19 protein-coding genes are annotated in these 16610 nt (G+C 60.9%); 13 read left to right on the forward strand and 6 right to left on the reverse strand.

Features of this window, described 5'->3' with window-relative positions; translation table 11 throughout:
• The first annotated feature begins 28 nt into the window (after positions 1–28).
• From JTJ32_RS21820 to JTJ32_RS21845, 6 genes are all read left to right on the forward strand, one after another.
• Positions 29–625 carry a septation protein A gene (locus tag JTJ32_RS21820; RefSeq protein ID WP_099229295.1) on the forward strand — a complete coding sequence of 199 codons (597 nt, stop codon included), beginning with the start codon at positions 29–31 and terminating at the stop codon, positions 623–625.
• Position 626: 1 nt separating this feature from the next.
• Positions 627–926, forward strand: coding sequence for a YciI family protein (locus JTJ32_RS21825; RefSeq protein ID WP_004884303.1), 300 nt, complete (start codon positions 627–629; stop codon positions 924–926).
• Between the two features lie 156 nt (positions 927–1082).
• Positions 1083–1490 (forward strand): SH3 domain-containing protein, encoded by a 408-nt coding sequence (locus JTJ32_RS21830; RefSeq protein ID WP_184320358.1) that lies wholly within the window; start codon positions 1083–1085, stop codon positions 1488–1490.
• Between the two features lie 7 nt (positions 1491–1497).
• Positions 1498–2175, forward strand: a complete 678-nt coding sequence (locus JTJ32_RS21835; protein ID WP_099229156.1) for a response regulator transcription factor — start codon at positions 1498–1500, stop codon at positions 2173–2175.
• A gap of 120 nt (positions 2176–2295) precedes the next feature.
• Entirely contained in the window at positions 2296–2766 is a 471-nt protein-coding gene (locus JTJ32_RS21840; protein WP_210043251.1) for a Spy/CpxP family protein refolding chaperone, read from the forward strand.
• A gap of 90 nt (positions 2767–2856) precedes the next feature.
• Positions 2857–4212, forward strand: a complete 1356-nt coding sequence (locus JTJ32_RS21845; protein WP_210043252.1) for a sensor histidine kinase — start codon at positions 2857–2859, stop codon at positions 4210–4212.
• 6 nt (positions 4213–4218) lie between these two features.
• Here JTJ32_RS21845 and JTJ32_RS21850 read toward each other — a convergent pair whose 3' ends face one another.
• Positions 4219–4779 carry a nitroreductase family protein gene (locus tag JTJ32_RS21850; RefSeq protein ID WP_210043253.1) on the reverse strand — a complete coding sequence of 187 codons (561 nt, stop codon included), beginning with the start codon at positions 4777–4779 and terminating at the stop codon, positions 4219–4221.
• 174 nt (positions 4780–4953) lie between these two features.
• Between JTJ32_RS21850 and JTJ32_RS21855 the strand changes: the two genes are divergently transcribed.
• Complete coding sequence (locus JTJ32_RS21855; RefSeq protein WP_210043254.1) at positions 4954–6408, forward strand: TrkH family potassium uptake protein; 1455 nt, start codon at positions 4954–4956, stop codon at positions 6406–6408.
• Positions 6409–6574: 166 nt separating this feature from the next.
• Positions 6575–6886, forward strand: a complete 312-nt coding sequence (locus JTJ32_RS21860) for an Mpo1-like protein (protein WP_099229161.1) — start codon at positions 6575–6577, stop codon at positions 6884–6886.
• A 9-nt stretch (positions 6887–6895) separates the two neighbouring features.
• Here JTJ32_RS21860 and JTJ32_RS21865 read toward each other — a convergent pair whose 3' ends face one another.
• The gene (locus tag JTJ32_RS21865; RefSeq protein ID WP_099229162.1) at positions 6896–7723 is read right to left on the reverse strand and encodes a UDP-2,3-diacylglucosamine diphosphatase; all 828 of its coding nucleotides are present in this window, start codon (positions 7721–7723) and stop codon (positions 6896–6898) included.
• Positions 7724–7855: 132 nt separating this feature from the next.
• Between JTJ32_RS21865 and JTJ32_RS21870 the strand changes: the two genes are divergently transcribed.
• Positions 7856–8731: a DMT family transporter gene (locus JTJ32_RS21870; RefSeq protein ID WP_210043255.1), complete on the forward strand. Its 876-nt coding sequence runs from the start codon at positions 7856–7858 to the stop codon at positions 8729–8731.
• On the opposite strand, the gene JTJ32_RS21875 is transcribed toward JTJ32_RS21870, so the two are convergent.
• From JTJ32_RS21875 to JTJ32_RS21885, 3 genes are read right to left on the reverse strand one after another with little or no spacing between them, the layout of a single operon-like run.
• Positions 8725–9027, reverse strand: a complete 303-nt coding sequence (locus JTJ32_RS21875) for an Rdx family protein (RefSeq protein WP_184320373.1) — start codon at positions 9025–9027, stop codon at positions 8725–8727. The two genes, JTJ32_RS21870 and JTJ32_RS21875, sit on opposite strands and share 7 nt — an antisense overlap.
• Positions 9028–9078: 51 nt before the next feature.
• Entirely contained in the window at positions 9079–9912 is an 834-nt protein-coding gene (locus tag JTJ32_RS21880; RefSeq protein ID WP_236059395.1) for an ABC transporter ATP-binding protein, read from the reverse strand.
• 2 nt (positions 9913–9914) lie between these two features.
• Positions 9915–10769: an ABC transporter permease gene (locus JTJ32_RS21885; RefSeq protein ID WP_210043256.1), complete on the reverse strand. Its 855-nt coding sequence runs from the start codon at positions 10767–10769 to the stop codon at positions 9915–9917.
• 258 nt (positions 10770–11027) lie between these two features.
• Here JTJ32_RS21885 and JTJ32_RS21890 point away from each other — a divergent pair, with 258 nt between their 5' ends.
• Positions 11028–12116, forward strand: a complete 1089-nt coding sequence (locus tag JTJ32_RS21890; protein WP_210043257.1) for an LLM class flavin-dependent oxidoreductase — start codon at positions 11028–11030, stop codon at positions 12114–12116.
• A 50-nt stretch (positions 12117–12166) separates the two neighbouring features.
• Here JTJ32_RS21890 and JTJ32_RS21895 read toward each other — a convergent pair whose 3' ends face one another.
• Entirely contained in the window at positions 12167–13072 is a 906-nt protein-coding gene (locus JTJ32_RS21895) for a LysR family transcriptional regulator (protein ID WP_099229166.1), read from the reverse strand.
• A gap of 206 nt (positions 13073–13278) precedes the next feature.
• On the opposite strand from JTJ32_RS21895, the gene JTJ32_RS21900 reads away from it, so the two are divergent.
• The 3 genes from JTJ32_RS21900 (at position 13279) to JTJ32_RS21910 (ending at position 16609) form a co-directional block, all read left to right on the forward strand.
• Complete coding sequence (locus JTJ32_RS21900) at positions 13279–13884, forward strand: cysteine dioxygenase family protein (protein WP_210043259.1); 606 nt, start codon at positions 13279–13281, stop codon at positions 13882–13884.
• Complete coding sequence (locus JTJ32_RS21905; RefSeq protein WP_210043260.1) at positions 13884–15467, forward strand: rhodanese-related sulfurtransferase; 1584 nt, start codon at positions 13884–13886, stop codon at positions 15465–15467. The genes JTJ32_RS21900 and JTJ32_RS21905 overlap by 1 nt, the downstream gene beginning before the upstream one ends.
• Positions 15468–15622: 155 nt before the next feature.
• Positions 15623–16609: an ABC transporter substrate-binding protein gene (locus tag JTJ32_RS21910; RefSeq protein ID WP_210043261.1), complete on the forward strand. Its 987-nt coding sequence runs from the start codon at positions 15623–15625 to the stop codon at positions 16607–16609.
• Position 16610 lies beyond the last annotated feature (1 nt).

Below are 16610 nucleotides of genomic sequence, written 5' to 3' on the forward strand. Positions count from 1 at the left end.
CCGCTACATCCTGCTTCTGGCTGCCATTGTGAAACAATTCATCGACTTCATCCCGCTGCTCCTGTTTTTCATTGTCTACAAAACCGAACCGCGTGCTGTCGAGATCCTCGGTAACAGCTATACGGTAGGCGGCATTTTCAGCGCCACGGCCATGCTGATCATCAGTTCGGTGGTGGTCTACGGCATCCTCTATATAAAGCAGCGCAAGCTTGAGAAAAGCCAGTGGCTGACCCTCATCGCGTGTCTGGTGTTCGGCAGCCTGACGCTGGCCTTTCACAGCGAAACCTTCCTCAAGTGGAAAGCGCCGGTGGTCAACTGGCTGTTTGCCGTAGCGTTTGCCGGCAGCCATTTCATCGGTGATCGTCCGCTGATCCAGCGCATCATGGGCCACGCCCTGACACTGCCTGCAGCTATCTGGACCAAACTGAACATCGCCTGGATCTTCTTCTTCCTGTTCTGCGGCGCGGCCAACCTGTACGTGGCGTTCACGTACCAGGACTTCTGGGTCGACTTCAAAGTCTTCGGCAGTCTGGCGATGACCCTGATCTTTCTGGTCGCCCAGGGTATCTACCTGTCTCGCCACATGAACGACACTGCTACCACCACGACCAAATCCGAGGACTGACATGCTCTACGCAATCATCGCCACTGACGTCGAAAACTCGCTGGAAAAACGGTTGAGCGTACGCCCTGCCCACCTTGAGCGCCTGAATGCCCTCAAGGACGCAGGCCGCCTGGAACTGGCCGGCCCGAACCCTGCGGTCGACAGCAACGATCCAGGCGCAGCCGGTTTCAGCGGCAGCCTGATCGTCGCCGAATTCGATTCTCTGGCTGCAGCAGAAGCCTGGGCCAAGGCTGATCCGTTCGTCGAGGCAGGCGTCTACGCCAACGTTGTGGTCAAGCCGTTCAAAAAGGTTCTGCCCTGATTCGCAGTTGATATCCTTCGGTGGCAGCGGTCCTGCATGAAACACAACAGGCCCTGCCACTTCGACCGCCCCCCTGCGCAACACTCATCATTCCTGACGCGCTGCCGATAACCTGCCGAGTTCAAACAAAAACGGTTCGGGTCAACGGGAGTTCAGATGCGTTCAGGTACGTTGTGTCTGCTGATAGCGATATCGAGTACAAGCCTGCAGGTTCAGGCGGAAGGAACGGACGCCGCCGGGGCGTCACAGCCAACGCATTATTCAAATGCAGCAGGCCAGATCGCGGATCTTCAGTCGCGGCTTGGCAACAGCGAACGCCAGCGCGAAGACTTGATGAAGCAGGTCCAGAACACCGAACGCGACAGCGCACTGCTGGGCCGTTTGCGTCAAGAGAACCAAAAGCTCAAGTTGCAGCTCAAAGAGGCACTGTCAGCCACGCCGCCGCGTCTGCTGACCGAGCAACAACAATGGTTCGTCGCGGGCGGTGGCGTTGCGATGATCGCCCTTCTGTGCGGTATATTTGTCAGCGGTTGGCGTAGGCAACGTCGGCAGTGGCTAAATTGAGTGAGTCATGAGCGAGCTGTTACTAATTGATGATGATCAGGAGCTCTGTGAGCTGCTGAGCAGTTGGCTGAGTCAGGAAGGGTTTCAGGTGCGTGCCTGCCACGATGGCAACAGCGCGCGTCAGGCCCTTGCCGAGCAGGCCCCTTCCGCTGTGGTACTGGACGTGATGCTGCCCGACGGCAGCGGTCTTGAGCTGCTCAAGCAACTGCGGTCCGAGCACCCGGACCTGCCGGTGGTCATGCTGTCGGCACGCGGTGAGCCGCTGGACCGTATTCTGGGTCTGGAGCTTGGCGCCGACGATTACCTGGCCAAGCCCTGCGATCCCCGCGAACTGACCGCCCGCCTGCGCGCCGTCCTGCGCCGCAGCCACCCGGTCGCCTCGTCAACCCAGCTTGAACTCGGCGACCTGACCTTCAGCCCGGTGCGCGGCGTGGTCAGCATCGATGAAAAAGAACTGACACTCACGGTCTCGGAAAGTCGCCTGCTTGAAGCCTTGCTGCGCCAGCCTGGCGAGCCGCTGGACAAGCAGGAACTGGCGCAACTGGCGCTGGGCCGCAAGCTCACCCTCTACGACCGCAGCCTGGACATGCACGTCAGCAACCTGCGCAAGAAAATCGGCCCGCATCCGGATGGTCGTCCGCGCATCGTGGCGCTGCGCAGCCGTGGCTACTATTACAGCCTCTGAGCGTTTTCCGGTCCTGACGATCCTTACACAAGCTTTACCAAGCCCTGACCGCGCTTGACCTTGATCTCCCTAAACTGGGCTCAACGGCATAGAGCCGCACTAGAGACAAGGAGATACACCATGCGCAAGACCCTGATCGCTTTGATGTTTGCTGCTGCCCTGCCTACCGTTGCCATGGCTGTTCCACCACCGCCTGCAGGTCCTGAAGCCGACGCACCCGCCATGCACATGGAGCGCGACGACCGTGGCCCAGGCCCAGGCATGCATCGCGGCCCAGGTCCTGGCCCTTTTCGTGATCTGGACCTGTCGCGTGAACAGCGTCAGCAGATCGACCGCCTGATGCGTGACCAGATGCACGAGCGTCGTGACATTACTCAGCGTTACCTGGACAAGATGCCTGCTCCCGAGCAGAAAGCCATGCAAGACGAAATCAACGCCAAGCGTAACGAAACCGATACCCAGATTCGCGCCCTGCTCAAGCCTGATCAGCAAAAGCAGTTCGACGTAATCAAGAAGAAGCAGGACGAGCGTCGTGCCGAATGGGCCGAGTTCAAGGCCTGGAAAGCAGCCAAGGCTGCCAAGACGCAATAACATCAGTCACGCCTGACGGCAGACTGATTGCAACCAACCCGGCATGCTGGAGCATGCCGGGCTTGTTCATTTCTTGACCGAGGAAAACCTGTGCGCTCATTGTTCTGGCGAATCCTGGCCAGTTTCTGGCTGGCCATTGCTCTGGTTGCAGGTTTGTCGATTCTGCTCGGGCACATGCTCAATCAGGACGCCTGGATCCTCAGCCGCCACCCGGTGCTCAACGAGCTGCCGGAAAACTGGACACAACGGTTCGAAGAACAGGGTGCCGACGCGTCTCAGGACTACCTGCAAACCCTCAAACGCCGCAACCGGATCGACGTTCAGGTGCTCAATGACAGCGGTGAACCGGTCGTGCGCGGCACCTTTCCACCCCGTGCAGCCGCCCTCGAGGCCCGCCAGCAGCAAGGCGGTGACGACGATGAAGGCAGAAAACTGCCATGGCGTCGTCTGGCAACCGAATACACCAGCCCCAAGACCAACGAAACTTACCTGTTCATTTACCGGATTCCGCACCCCGAACTCGATCAATGGCATCGCCAGAGCCTGATGTGGCCGCTGAGTGCGCTGGGCATCGCACTGGTCGTGCTGACCCTGTTCAGTCTGTTCGTGACCCTGTCGATCACCCGGCCACTGAGTCGTTTGCGCGGCGCAGTACACGACCTGGGGCAGACCAGTTATCAACAGCACAGCCTGGCGCAACTGGCCAACCGGCGGGACGAATTCGGCGTACTGGCGACTGACTTCAACCGCATGGGTGCCCGCCTGCAAAGCCTGATCGGCAGTCAGCGCCAGTTGCTGCGCGATGTTTCTCATGAATTGCGTTCGCCGCTGGCACGCCTGCGCATCGCGCTGGCGTTGGCCGAGCGCGCTGAACCTGCCGAGCGTGAAAAGCTGTGGCCGCGTCTGGGCCGCGAATGTGATCGACTGGAAGCACTGATCAGCGAAATTCTCGCACTGGCACGTCTGGATGCAGACTTCGGCAGCGCCGAGCCGGTCGATCTGGAAGGACTGCTGCATCGTCTGAAAAACGACACGCAACTCGATGGCGCCGAACAGGCTATCAAGGTGCAGGTACAGAGCGACCTGCAGTTGCAGGGCTGGCCCGACATGATCGAACGTGCGCTGGACAACCTGCTGCGCAACGCCCTGCGCTTCAACCCGCCGGGCCAGAGCATCGATTTACAGGCGACTCGCGTGGACAACCGCATTCGCCTGAGCGTGCGCGACCATGGTCCCGGCGTTGCCGAGGAACATCTGGCGCAACTGGGCGAACCTTTCTATCGCGCGCCCGGCCAGACCGCGCCGGGCCACGGGCTGGGACTGGCCATCGCCCGACGCGCTGCAGAACGCCATGGCGGCAGCCTGACGCTGGGCAATCATCCCGAGGGCGGTTTTATCGCCACACTGGATTTGCCGCCAGAACCGGTCAACCCCTCATCGGTTTGACGCCCGTCAGCCCTGCCACTCGCTGACAAACCCGCCCACGTCCACTTTCGGTGCTTCGCGGGGCGGGTTCAGCGGCGTGCCCAGGTACAGGAAACCGACCACTTCCTCATCGGCTTCAAGCCCGAGCCCGCTGGCCACGTGGGGCGAATACGACAACTCGCCCGTGCGCCAGACTGCTCCGACGCCCAGTGCGTAAGCCGCCAGCAGTACGCCATGCGCCGCACACCCGGCAGTCATCAGTTGTTCCTTGCGCGGCACCTTGAAGTGATCCTGCAACCGCGCAATCACCACCACAACCAATGGCGCACGCAAGGGGCCGAGGCGGGCCTTGTCCAGCGCCTGCGGGGTGATTTCGCCACCACCCTGCTCCAGCGCCTCGGCCAGCAAGGCGCCCATGCGCTCGCGTGCTGCGCCCTCGACGGTCAGAAATCGGTACGGCCGCAATTGGCCGTGATCAGGCGAGCGCAAGGCTGCGCCGAACATGATTTCGCGCTGTGCGGCATCCGGGGCCGGATCGACCAGACGTGGAACCGATACGCGGTTGAGCAAAGCATCGAGCGCCTGCATGGGCTGTCTCCTTTCGAAATGGATCGGGCATTCTAGAGCCTGTACAGCTTCAATAACGAGTACGCCGGGCAATTACTTACAGGCAATGTCGAACGCAAGCCCCGGCCATGCTGGTTTACATGCCCGTAAGCGCGGGTAGAATGGCGCCTTTCTTCATTGCAGTCAGAGTCCTTCATGTCGTTGCCGACCCTTCGCATCATCGGTTTCATCATCGGCATCTTCCTGATCACTCTGGCTGTCGCCATGATTGTGCCCATGGCCACGCTGGTCATCTACGATCGCTTCGAAGACCTGCGCTCGTTCCTGTGGGCAAGCGCCATCACCTTCATCGCCGGGCTTGCGATGGTGGTTCCCGGTCGGCCGGAGCACGTTCAGTTGCGCCCGCGGGACATGTATATGCTCACCGTCTCCAGTTGGATAGTGGTGTGCATCTTCGCGGCACTGCCGTTTCTGCTGACCCAGCACATCAGTTATACCGACTCCTTCTTTGAAAGCATGTCCGGTATCACGGCCACCGGCTCCACCGTGCTCAGCCATCTGGACAGCATGTCACCGGGGATTCTGATCTGGCGCTCGATGCTGCACTGGCTGGGCGGCATCGGCTTCATCGGTATGGCCGTCGCGATTCTTCCGCTGCTGCGGATCGGCGGCATGCGGCTGTTCCAGACCGAATCGTCCGACCGCTCCGAAAAGGTCATGCCCCGCTCGCACATGGTGGCCAAGTTCATTGTGCTGGCTTATGTGAGCTTCACGGCGCTGGGCAGTCTGGCGTTCTGGATGGCGGGCATGAGCCTCTTCGATGCGATCAATCATGCGATGTCGGCGATTTCCACCGGCGGTTTCTCGACGTCCGACCTGTCCCTGGCGAAATGGCCGCAGCCTGCGGTGCACTGGGTCGCCATTGTGGTCATGATTCTCGGCAGCCTGCCCTTCACCCTTTATGTCGCCACACTGCGCGGTAACCGGGGTGCATTGTTTCGGGACGAGCAAGTGCAGGGTCTGATCGCCCTGCTGCTGATCACCTGGCTGGTGATGACCGTGTGGTACGCGAACACCACCGACCTGCCGTGGACCGAAGCGTTGCGTCACGTGGCGCTGAACGTCACTTCGGTGGTCACCACCACTGGTTTTGCACTGGGCGACTACAGCCTGTGGGGCAATTTTTCGCTGATGCTGTTCTTTTATCTGGGTTTCATCGGCGGCTGTTCCGGTTCCACCGCAGGCGGCGTCAAGATTTTCCGTTTCCAGGTCGCCTATATTCTGCTCAAGACCAACCTTAACCAGTTGATCCATCCACGCGCCGTGATGAAGCAAAAATACAACGGCCATCGGCTGGACGACGAGATCGTGCGTTCGATCCTGACGTTCTCGTTCTTTTTCACCATCACCATCTGCCTGATCGCGCTGATGCTGTCGCTGCTGGGTCTGGACTGGATGACGGCGCTGACTGGCGCCGCCAGCACGGTGTCGGGCGTCGGACCGGGGCTGGGCGAGGTCATCGGGCCCGCGGGCAACTTCTCCACCCTGCCGGATGCGGCAAAATGGATTCTGTCCGGCGGCATGCTGCTGGGTCGCCTGGAAATCATCACCGTGCTGGTATTGTGCGTGCCTGCGTTCTGGCGACATTGATGCGCAGCTGAAAAAAGCTGACGCCTGATGTGTCGACTCTGCTGCCGGTTCACGGCAGATCGCCGACAGGCCGGGTCCTGCAGTACGGTGAACTGCGCCGAATGGGTACTGCCAAACAGCATCCTGTCAGGCTAGACTGATCCGAAGCCAACGCGAGGGTCTGCACATGGATACCGTCAAGCCGTTCACCCGCTTTGCCGATTTCTACCCTTACTACCTCGAAGAGCACCGCAGCAGTACCAGCCGGCGCCTGCATTTCATTGGCACCACACTGGTGATCTTTCTACTGGCTTTTGGTATCGGCAGTGGACGCTGGTGGCTGTTGGCGCTGCTACCGATTGCCGGTTACGGCTTTGCCTGGGCCGGGCATTTCTTCTTCGAGAAAAACCGACCCGCCACCTTCAAGCACCCTTTCTACAGCCTGCTCGGCGATTTCGTCATGTACCGCGATATGCTGCTGGGCAAGGTGCCGTTCTGAGAGAGGAAGTCAGGCAACCGGCTCGCTGACCGGCACTTCCTGCTGCTCGACTTCCGGGCTGGCTTTCAGGTGAGCATCGGCCAGCCGGAACAGTTCGATGTGGCCATCCAGGTGCTCGATCAGCGCTGTGCAGGATTCGACCCAGTCGCCACAGTTCATGTACTCCACGCCGCCCACCTGGCTGATTTCCGCGTGATGAATGTGCCCGCACACCACGCCGTCCAACCCGCGCTTCACACATTCATGGGCGATGGCCTCTTCAAAATCGCTGATGAAATTCACAGCGGTCTTGACCTTGTGCTTCAGGTACGCCGACAGCGACCAGTAGCCATAGCCGTATTTCGCCCGCCAGTGGTTGAGCCAGCGATTCAGGGTCAGGGTGAACTCATAGGCCGAGTCGCCGAGAAACGCCAGCCAGCGATGGTAACGGGTGATCACATCGAACTGATCGCCGTGAATCACCAGCAGGCGACGACCATCAGCCGTCACATGCTCGGCTTCGTCCACCAACTGGATGTTGCCCAGAATCAGCTTCGAGTAACGGCGCAGGAACTCGTCGTGGTTGCCCGTGACGTAGATGACTTCGGTGCCGCGCTTGCTCATGGTCAGTAGGCGTCGGATGACATTGGTGTGCGCCTGCGGCCAGTACATGCCGCCGCGCAGCTTCCAGCCGTCGATGATATCGCCCACCAGATAGATCCGGTCAGCCTGATAGCGCTTGAGAAACGCCGACAGGTGTTCAGCCTGACAATCGCGCGTGCCCAGATGCACATCGGAAATCCACAAGGTCCGCACGCGTTGCTTGCGGCTGGGTTTGGCGAGCTGAGCACTGCTCATGGGACGACCTCCGGCGGGTTTTCCAAGAGAGTGCGGCATGCCGGTTAATTGAATGTGACACGCACATGGCGATGTCATGACAATGGCCTCTGCGAGGTAGACTTGCCTGTCGCCGCGCCCACAAGGATGGTCATGACTCCGCGTTCCGCCCTGCTCGCCCTGCACATGGGTGCCCTATTGTTCGGCCTGTCCGGCGTACTGGGCAAACTGGCCCATGCATCCCCGTCCGTGATCGTTTTCGGCCGTGCTGCATTCGCTGCCGCAGCACTCGCCGTGTTCGCGCGCGTTGTCGGCAGCACACGCTGGAAGCCATTGAGCCGAGCCAGCGGCGCCCGTCTGGCGCTCAGCGGGGTGCTACTGAGCCTGCACTGGGTGTCGTTTTTCATTGCGGTGAAAGTGGCAGGGGTGGCCGTGGCGACGCTGGGCTTTGCGAGCTTTCCAGCGTTCACCGTGATACTCGAGGGTCTGGTATTTCGTGAGCGTATCCGGCGCATCGAGATGCTGCTGGTCGCACTGGTCACGGTGGGCCTGATGCTGGTAACGCCAGGGTTCGATCTGGCCAGCGAAGCGACGGGCGGCCTGTTATGGGCGATTTTTTCGGGCTTTACCTTCGCCCTGCTGTCGCTGGTCAACCGCGCCAGCGCGCTTCATGTGCCTGCGGTGCAGGCCGCGCTGTGTCAGAACCTGATCGTGGCCGTGTGCCTGCTGCCTTGGGCAGCCGCTTCATTGCCCGACGTCTCGACCACTGACTGGCTGTGGATTGCGCTGCTCGGCGTGTTCTGCACCGGGCTGGCGCACAGCCTGTTCGTCGCCAGTCTGGCCGTGATCAAGGCAAGGATGGCCGCTGTGGTGTTTGCCATGGAGCCGCTTTACGGCATTGCCTTCGCGTGGATGATCTTCGCCGAAACGCCCACGCTGCGCATGCTGTTGGGCGGGGCGCTGATTATTGTCGCCATTCTGATCTCAGGCCTGATGGGCAGCCGAGATGCAGAAACAGAATCTCATTGAGGGTCCGCCGCGCGGTGCCGGTCGTTGTGGCCAAGATCACGCGCCGGGTCGATCTGATCCCGCACCCGCTGCTTGAGCACCTTGGCTTCCGGGAAACCACCGTCGGCCTTGCGCTCCCAGATCTGCACGCCATCGCAGGTAATACGAAAGGTGCCACCTGTGGCCGGCTCGAGCGACACCTTGCCCAGATCGTCGCAGAACGTGCTCAGCAGCTCCTGCGCCAGCCAGGCCGCACGCAGCAACCATTGGCACTGGGTGCAGTAGGTAATGACAACGTCAGGTTTTCCGGCAGACATGACCGCGTGCTCCGCATGAAGGAGCGCCCATGATACGCACCGTTTACCCGCTCAACGAGCGTTGGCGACACGTCGCAGGTCGCTGAGTGTCGGGTTGTGCGCAACATCGTCCGGTTCGGCGTTCTGCTCATGCCCTTTGACGCCCAGCAGCCCGAGCAGACGACTGCGTATCGCCTGAAACCCGGTTTGCCCACTGTCGCGCTGGCGCGGCAGTTCGATACGAATCTCGTCGGCAATCTTGCCATCGGCCAGCACGATGACCCGGTCGGCAAGCAGAATCGCCTCATCCACATCATGGGTCACCAGCAGCACTGCCGGGGTGTGCTTGCGCCACAGGTCGATGATCAGTTGATGCATGCGAATGCGCGTCAGAGCATCGAGCGCAGCAAAGGGTTCGTCCAGCAGCAACAGCTTAGGTTCGCGCACCAGCCCACGGGCCAATGCCACGCGCTGTGCTTCACCGCCAGACAAGGTGGCTGGAAACGCATTGACCCGATGCGACAGACCGACTTCGCCCAGCGCGGCTTCGGCACGCGCCTTGGCGTTGTCGATGTGCAGACCGAGCACCACGTTCCTCCAGGCACTCTTCCATGGCATCAAGCGGGGCTCCTGAAACACCGCCGTCCGCGCCACCGGCACGCGCAGCTCGCCGCTGTCGATGCTGTCCAGCCCGGCGAGGGTACGCAGCAAGGTTGTCTTGCCGGATCCGCTGGCCCCGAGCAACGCGACGAATTCACCCGGCGCGATGTCCAGGTCCAGTCCGTCAATCACCCGCTGCTGGCCGAACTGCCGGACCACATTGCGCAGCTGGACCGGAGCCTGCTCGGCTTTTTCGGGGGCACGGTGCAGGGTCGTCTGTGTGTTGCGCACGTCGAGAGCAGTCATGTTCAGTTCCTCAGAAAAGTCGGGCGCCAGGCCAGGGCGTAGCGCTCCAGCGTACGAATGATGCCGTCGATCACCAGCCCGAGAACGCTGTAGATCAGAAGGCAAATGACAATCACGTCGGTGCGCATGAAGTCGCGGGCGTCACTGGCCAGATAGCCGATACCCGCCGTGGTGTTGATCTGCTCGACGAATACCAGCGCCAGCCAGGAAATGCCCAGCGAATAGCGCAGGCCGACGAAGAACGATGGCAGCGAGCCAGGCAGGATCACGTGCCAGATCAGTTCGCGACGGCTGAGACCCAGCGTGTTGGCGGCCTCGATCAGTTTGGGGTCGATGTTGCGGATCCCGGAAAACAGGTTCAGGTACACCGGGAACGTGGTGCCCATCACGATCAGCGCGACTTTGGTGAACTCGCCGATGCCAAACCAGAGGATGAACAGCGGCACCAGCGCCAGCGAGGGAATGGTGCGCAGCATTTGCATCGGAGAATCGAGGGCAATTTCACCACGCTTGGACAGACCGGTGATCAACGCGGCCACGACCCCGATGCTGACACCGATACTCAGGCCCAGCAGCGCGCGCTGCAGCGACACCCACAAGTGTCGGCCCAGTTCGCCAGACAGAATCATCGACCAGAGCGTGCCGCCAATCTGCGACGGCGCAGCAATGACCCGCACCGGCAGCAGGCCGGTCTGTGAGGCCAGCTCCCAGAGCAGTAACAACGCGAGCGGGCTGAGCAGACGCAGCACGAAACCGGGCACGCGCCAAGGGCTGCCGGACGGCGCAGCGGCCTGTCGCTCGGGTTTGTTGACGACCAGAAATCCGGCATCGATGGAACTGAGGGTTGTTTCAGGCATGAAGGCATCCTTGCTGAACGGATCGGGCAAACGCACCCGACTCACTGGATAAGCCCATGCTAGGTGCATAAGAACACTGAGTGAAATTCTATTTAAATCTAAGCTAATAGTTAAAATATTTGATTATCGCCAATTCACATAATGCATATTTTTTATAATTAACTTAGACCAAAATCGAATTTCACAGCCTCCGCTCCCGCCCATTAAGGTGCCAGTCGACAAGGTCGAACGGACCTCAACCATTGGCAGGAGTTATTCATGAGCATCGAATTCATCGGCTATATCGCGACGCAGCCCGGTTCGGAAATCCATCCACGCAGTGGCGCGGCCGTCCAGCCCGATTACGTACAGACAGTCGCCAGGGCTCATGAAGACTCAGGTTTCGACCGAGCCCTGATCGCCTATCACTCCAACAGTCCGGACAGCACTCTGGTGGCTGCGCACGCTGCCAGCGTGACCCACACACTGAAATTTTTGATCGCGCATCGTCCCGGTTTCATTTCGCCGACCGTCGCGGCCCGTCAGTTCGCGACGCTGGATGTGTTCAATGGCGGCCGGACGGCGGTGCATATCATCACCGGTGGCGATGACAAGGAACTGCGTGCCGACGGCAGCCATATCGGCAAGGATGAGCGTTATGCGCGCAGCGACGAATACCTGAGCGTAGTGCGTCAGGAATGGACCAGCGACAAACCCTTCGATCACCAGGGCACTTACTACCAGTTCGAGGGCGCGCACTCGCTGGTCAAATCTGCGCAACAACCGCACATTCCCCTGTATTTCGGTGGCTCGTCAGCCGCCGCGATTGCCGTCGCAGGTAAACACGCCGACGTTTATGCCTTGTGGGGCGAGACGTATGAGCAGGTGCGGGACGTGGTCAAACGGGTTCGCGCCGAGGCCGCCAGACACGGTCGCACCATTCGTTTCAGCCTGTCGCTGCGGCCGATTCTGGCCGATACCGAAGAACAGGCCTGGGCACGTGCCGACAGCATTCTGGAAAAAGCCAGGGCACTGGCCGAGCGCAACGGGTTTATACGCCGAGAACCACCGAACGAGGGTTCTCGCCGCCTGCTGGCCGCTGCCGCGCAAGGGTCGCGTCTGGACAAGCGTTTGTGGACAGGTATCGCCGAATTGCTGGGCGCGCAGGGCAATTCGACCTCGCTGGTGGGCACGCCCGAACAGGTCGCGCACGCGCTGCTGGATTACTACGACCTGGGGATTACCACCTTCCTGATTCGCGGGTTCGACCCGCTGGATGACGCCATCGACTACGGCAAAAAGCTTATTCCGCTGACCCGCGAACTGGTCGCCCAGCGCGAGCGCGAAGCCCGCGAGCAGGTCGCCTGAGCGTTTGAAAGATGACACCGGCCGGCAGTCATGCCTGCCGGTGAGCCTCGTCAGGCAGCAGCCGAAACCTGTTCCAGCGACTGCGCCACCAGCGCGCCGAACGCATCCACCGGACCTTGCAGGTTGCCCAGAAAACGCGGATAGAACAGCCACAGGTCCATCACCGGCTTGAAGTCTTTCAAAGGCATGACGGCCAGTTGATCGCGGTGGATGCTGCGCTCCAGCAAAGGACGCGGCACCAGGCCAAGCCCCATGCCATCGGCAACCAGCCCCAGTTGCAGCTCGGTGCCGAAGGTTTCCAGATTGACCTTCATGCTCAGGCCCTGATCGGACAACGTGCGTTGCAGGCCCGCCCGAAATCCGCAGCCGTCGGGATTCAGTACCCAGCCCTGCTGATAACAGTCGGCCAGCTTGCCGGGCTTTTTCGGCACCGTGTCCCTGGCAGCGACTACCACCAGCTCCATTCGGCCAATGGACTGCGCCACGATGTTTTCCGGAAAAATCTTGCCGGCCGGGAACAGTGCGGCAGCCGCATCCAGTTCGCCGTTTTCGACTTTGCCGATCAGATAACTGCCCCAGCCGGTGCTCACTTGGGCGCGCAGGTCGGGAAACTCGCTCCGCAGTTGCTTCAGCGCGTCGAGCAGCACCACATCACCAATGGTCTGCGGCACACCCAGCCGCAGCAGGCCGCTGGGCGGCGTATCGCTGGCCACCAGCTCACGCAGCGCGTCCATTTCACGCAGGATCGCCAGGCATTTCTGATAGACCTGAATGCCCATGGCGGTGGGCTTGAGCGGTTTGGTGTTGCGATCGAACAGTTCAACGCCCAGCGCCTGCTCGAAATTCTGCACCCGGCGCGTGATGGCCGGCTGGGTCAGGTCCAGCGATTCAGCCGCATGGCTGATCGACTGACAGCGAATCACCGCAACGAACGCATCGATATCATCAATTTTCATTCGGACCGCACATAAAAATATAAAAGAAACATAGGCAAAAAGCATAGTGCCAATGGGCGTTCATGAATAGTCCACACCTCCAACATAAGGCCGAATCATTGCCACTGAAAGACGTTTTCGTTATATCCTAATCATTAAAAAATAGCATATTAAACCTGTGCATTATGCTTATATCGATCCATACCTGACGCTGATCTGGAATGGACATGACTCAGAACCGACACCCCGAACGACTCGGGGCTTTCATCGATGCGCTGACCGAACTGATCGGCAGCGATACCCACGAAACCGACCTGCTGCTTCGCGGCAGCAGGCTGCTTGCGCAACTGGTCAGCCACGACGACTGGCTGCCTGACGAATTCGCGGTTCCCGACCCGACGCGTTACCAGCAATTTCTGCTGCACGCCGATGCACACCAGCGCTTCTCGGTGGTGAGTTTCGTCTGGGGTCCGGGCCAGCGCACGCCGATTCATGACCACCGTGTCTGGGGGCTGATCGGCATGCTGCGCGGCGCAGAAGACGCTCAGGGTTATGTGCGCGGTGCTGAAGGGCGTCTTGAGCCACAGGGTGCGGCGGTGCGTCTGGTACCAGGTCAGGTCGAAGCGTTGTTGCCGCATCACAATGATGTCCATCAGGTCAGCAATGCCTTCAGCGATCAGGTCTCGATCAGCATCCATGTATACGGCGCCGACATCGGTCAGGTGAAACGCGCGGTCTACGAGCTGGACGGCACTGAAAAGCTGTTTATTTCGGGGTACTCCAACGCAGCCCCGATTCCATCTCAAGCACAACCGACAGGGAGTCACGCCTGATGAGCACACACGCAACCCGATCCTTTGCCGAGATTCGCCAGGCCCTGCTGGACCATCAGGAACTGGCGCTGGTGGATGTGCGCGAGGAAGCACCTTTCGCGCAGGCACACCCCTTATTCGCAGCCAACATTCCATTGTCTAAACTGGAGCTGGAAGTGTTCTCGCGCATCCCGCGTCGCGACACCGCCGTAACGCTGTATGACAATGGCGAAGGCCTGGCCGATATTGCCCTGCAACGCTTGAAGGCGTTGGGCTACAGCGATGTGAAGCTGCTGGAAGGCGGTTTGCAGGGCTGGCGCGACGCCGGCGGCGAGCTGTTCATCGACGTCAATGTGCCAAGCAAGGCATTCGGCGAACTGGTGGAACACCATCGCGCCACGCCGTCGCTGGCCGCTGAAGAGGTCAAGGCCCTGCTCGACAGCCAGGCCGATGTGGTGGTGCTCGATGCGCGGCGCTATGACGAATACCAGACCATGAGCATCCCGAGCGGCATCAGCGTGCCAGGCGCAGAACTGGTGCTGCGCGCCCGTGAACTGGCACCGGACCCGAACACCCGGATCATCGTCAACTGCGCGGGCCGTACCCGCAGCATCATCGGTACCCAGTCGTTGATCAATGCAGGCCTGCCCAATCAGGTCCATGCGCTGCGCAACGGCACCATAGGCTGGCTGCTCGCCGATCAGACGCTGGATCATGGGCAAAGCCGACGCTTCGCAGAAGTCAGCGACAGGACCCGCGACACGGCCGGCGCCGACGCCCGCAACGTGGCTGACCGCGCAGGCGTGAAGCGCGCCAGCCTGGTCGATCTGCACGGCTGGCAGAGGGAGACGGCACGTACCACCTACCTGTTCGATGTGCGCACGCCCGAGGAATTCGCCAGAGGCCATCTGCCGGGCGCTCGTTCAACGCCCGGCGGACAACTGGTGCAGGAAACCGATCACTACGCCAGCGTACGCGGCGCACGGATTGTGCTGGTCGATGACGATGGCGTGCGCGCCAATATGTCCTCTTCGTGGCTGGCGCAACTGGGCTGGGAGGTGGCGGTGATCGATGGGCTGCAAGCCATCGACTTCTCCGAGCAGGGCGACTGGGACGCGCCCTTCCCTGCGCCTGCACAGGTGGAGTTCATCAGTGCCGGGACCCTCGCCGACTGGCAGACCCACGGCGGTGTGGCGGTGCTGGATTTCACCACCAGCGTCAACTACGTGAAGCAGCACATCCCCGGCGCCTGGTGGAGCCTGCGGGCTGATCTCCAACAGATACTGGCCAGGGTGCCGACTGCCGAGCGCTATGTGCTGACCTGTGGCAGCAGCCGTCTGGCACGCTTCGCGGCAGCCGACGTCGAGGCCCTGACGAATCGGCCGGTTTTCGTGCTGGAAGGCGGCACGGCCAGTTGGGTCAAGGCCGGATTTGCGCTGGAACAGGGCGAAACGCGTCTGGCGTCACCGCGCATCGACCGCTATCGCCGTCCTTACGAAGGCACCGACGCGCCCAAGGCCGCCATGCAGGCGTATCTGGATTGGGAGCTCGGTCTGGTCGAACAACTGGGCCGCGATGGGACACACGGGTTTCGGGTGATCTGAGACACCAGACAGCCTCCCGTGCCGACGCTCAGCGCTCATTTCATATGCAAGTCTGCCTCGACACTGATCGCTGCACGTAGCCAACGATCAGTGTGAGGCTGATGGATGCATGACGCAGAGCGATCCACCTTACTGATGACGGAGTTTCTTCTTCCATGCTGCCTTTCTTCAAATCAGCCGCGCTGAAAAGCCTGGTGCTCGCCACATTGCTCAGCCTGCTCGCCAGTCAGCAGGCACTGGCGGCAGACCTTGCGCCATTACGGGTAGCCAACCAGAAGTCCCTGTTGAAAATCCTGCTGCAGGTGTCCGGCGAACTCAAGGACGTGCCCTATGACATCCAGTTTTCCGAGTTCCCGTCCGCTGCGCCACTGGGCGAAGCGCTGAATGCCGGTGCGGTGGACATCGGCGCCTTGGGCGATGCGCCTTATGTGTTCGCGCTGGGCGCGGGCGCACCGCTGAAAGTGGTCAGCATTACTCATGCACAGGGCCGCTTTACCACCGCCCTGCTGGTGTCAAAGAATTCGCCGATCAAGACCGTGGCCGACCTCAAGGGCAAGCGAATCGTGACCGGGCGCGGCTCCATCGGCCATTATCTGGCGATCCGCGCCTTGCATGAAGCGGGGCTCAAGACCAGCGATGTTACCTTCATCAACCTGCTGCCCAGCGAGTCACGGCTGCTGCTGGACAGCGGCGAAGCCGACGCTTGGGCGACCTGGGACCCTTACACCACCATTTCCATCAGTCAGAGCGATGCGCGGGTGCTGGTCAGCGGCAGCGAGCTGTTGAGCAATCACCTGTATCTCGCCGCAACCGGCAAGGCCATCGAAGGCAAACGTGTGCAACTGGACGACTTCGTCGCGCGGGTCGAACGTGCCTTCAACTGGACCAATGCGCACCCCGAGGAGTACGCCGCCGCGCAGGCCAGGGTCACCGGTCTGCCGCTCGAGGTGCACCTGTCGGTTGCCAAGGCGACCAAAATGCAGCGCACGCTGATTGACGACAAAATCATTCAAGGTCTGCAAGCCACCGCTGACACCTATCTGGCCGAGGGCATTCTGGGCAAGCCGATCGACGTTTCGACAGGCTTCGACAAGCGTTTCAACGCGGCGCGGCCTCAAATCGCGCAGACAGCCAGCCAATGAT

The organism is Pseudomonas alliivorans, assembly GCF_017826695.1.
In the GTDB taxonomy this organism is placed as follows: domain Bacteria; phylum Pseudomonadota; class Gammaproteobacteria; order Pseudomonadales; family Pseudomonadaceae; genus Aquipseudomonas; species Aquipseudomonas alliivorans.